Origin of the sequence: Endozoicomonas sp. ONNA1 (assembly GCF_024606325.1) — a bacterium.
In the GTDB taxonomy this organism is placed as follows: domain Bacteria; phylum Pseudomonadota; class Gammaproteobacteria; order Pseudomonadales; family Endozoicomonadaceae; genus Endozoicomonas_A.
This window is the reverse complement of the sequence record NZ_JAHHPN010000717.1, coordinates 1-1,910: the sequence shown is the minus strand read 5'-3', so window position 1 is coordinate 1,910 and position 1,910 is coordinate 1. Positions and strand designations below refer to the sequence as shown.

Annotated in this window: 1 protein-coding gene; it reads right to left on the bottom strand. The window is 52.3% G+C overall.

The features are described from left to right. Positions 1–1,910, bottom strand: a 1,910-nt coding sequence (locus tag KDK19_RS16770) for an AAA family ATPase (protein ID WP_257292414.1), incomplete at both ends; no start/stop codon positions are given.

Below are 1,910 nucleotides of genomic sequence, written 5' to 3'. Positions count from 1 at the left end.
GGGCATCCTGATGAGTCTCGCTGATTTCGGAACCCAGTACATCCCGAAAACTTTGCTGGATTAAACCGTTTATTTGCTTACCGGTAACAGTGTCGTTTACGGGTAGGGCACGATCCAGATACCAACCCATCCAACTGCAGATATCGGTTAAATCTCTGGGGGTAAACTCATGCTCCGGCAACAGTTCCTGATAATATTGCCAGAGTGTCATCACAATTTCGGTGGCACTGTGTGCAATGTCGTTTATTTGAGGTCTCGGCAGATGCCGTTGTAGCTGTTTGAACAGAGCCGGTTCCACCACTCTGTCTCGAAGAAATGCCTGATCCAGGCGGGGGTAATATGCTCTGGGCAGTTTCTCCTTCAGCGCCGGGTCCAGTTGGCGGCCTGTGTAATGATCCGGGTTACCGGTGAGAATCACCCGATGTTTTGCGCTGACCTTGACAGGATGACCGTTCACATAGATGCAGGGTTTGGGTTCCCACAAGCCGTTCAATGATGCCAGCAATCCGGCCTGGGCCAGGTTAGCCTCATCCAGCACCAGGGTAATGTATTCTCCGTCTTTGTCGGACGGGGTATTAGCCCATCCCATCAGCGCCTGCTCTTGCTGCGCCATAGAGCGGTCGCCACTGGCGTGTTCTTGCCATTGCCACCGTTTCATCAGGGTCTGTTCGCTGTCAGAAGGTCCAAGGGACATCACCGAAGCCTCTCCCGAAGCCTCTGCCATTCTGGCGGAAAAGTAGCTTTTCCCGGTGCCGGTTTCTCCTTGCAGGAATATGACGGGAGAGTCTGCCAACCGATCATGTAGTCGGGACAATCGACGGCTTTCACGATCCTTCTGATGAGTCGAGCCGTGATAAAGGTCGTCAGCCAGTGCCGACAGCGGCTGGTCGGCAGAACCTTGCCATGCCAGTGATTGAGACAGTCGGTTTTTTATGTATTCTATGCGTTCTTTGTCAGGATTCTCTGAGTCAAGTTCTCTTTTGGCCATGTGATAACAATCGCTGACCAGAGCGTGAATGGTATCGAATCGGGTCTGCCCTGATGGCAAAAGTAGCTGCCAGCCAGAAGCCAGGGCATCTTGCAAACGTTTGATCTGTCTTGCCGGTCTGATGGCTAACCGTTGATAGGGCTCCGCTGCCGCCGGATCAACTTCCAACTGACAAGCTATTGCCTCTCTTTGTTCTTCAGGAGCATGGGCGACGATCATCGCACAGAGCCTGTCCAGATATCTTTCTTCAGCCCCCGATGGCCAGGGACTTTCATAGTACAGTTGCAAACCTTCAAGTTGGGTGTCCTTAAAGACTGCCGGGTCAAAGGCTCTGGCCAGTGGCCATAGGTTCTGCTTGACGAATGCTCTATTCAACTGCAGGGGACTATTGATAATGGCATTTAACCGATCCGGGTCTACCGAAGCAGTTTGATCCTCATCGGGCTTTTTATGAGCATCCGGCAATTTATGAGCATCCGGCAATAACTGCCAACAAGCCACTTTCATAAAATCTCGCACTGACGGATTCTGACGGGTGCCATGAGTGATGACGCTATTGATGGCTTTACGCCAATGGCGAGGCAAGAGCTTTGGCGACTGGTCAACCTGCTGTGCTCGCCGCGCAGCCAGTATCAGGTTATTCAACAAGCCTTCGGTTAGTTCAGGCAGAGGACTACAAAGGTGGGTTGGTACCGTTTGAAACGCTTCGTAAAGTGAGTGAAGTGCTCGTTCTGGTAACCCAGTCCGGGGGATATCATGCCTGGCCCCATTGATATCCCAGATATCGACCTCGGGACAGGGGCTGCCCGCGGCAATCATCGAACTGAATACTAAAGATGGGCTTTTCGCAGACTCAGGCCAGAGTACGGTGACATGAGCTTGTGGGTAGGCTTGTAATTGGCCATTAACCAACAGAGGTTGC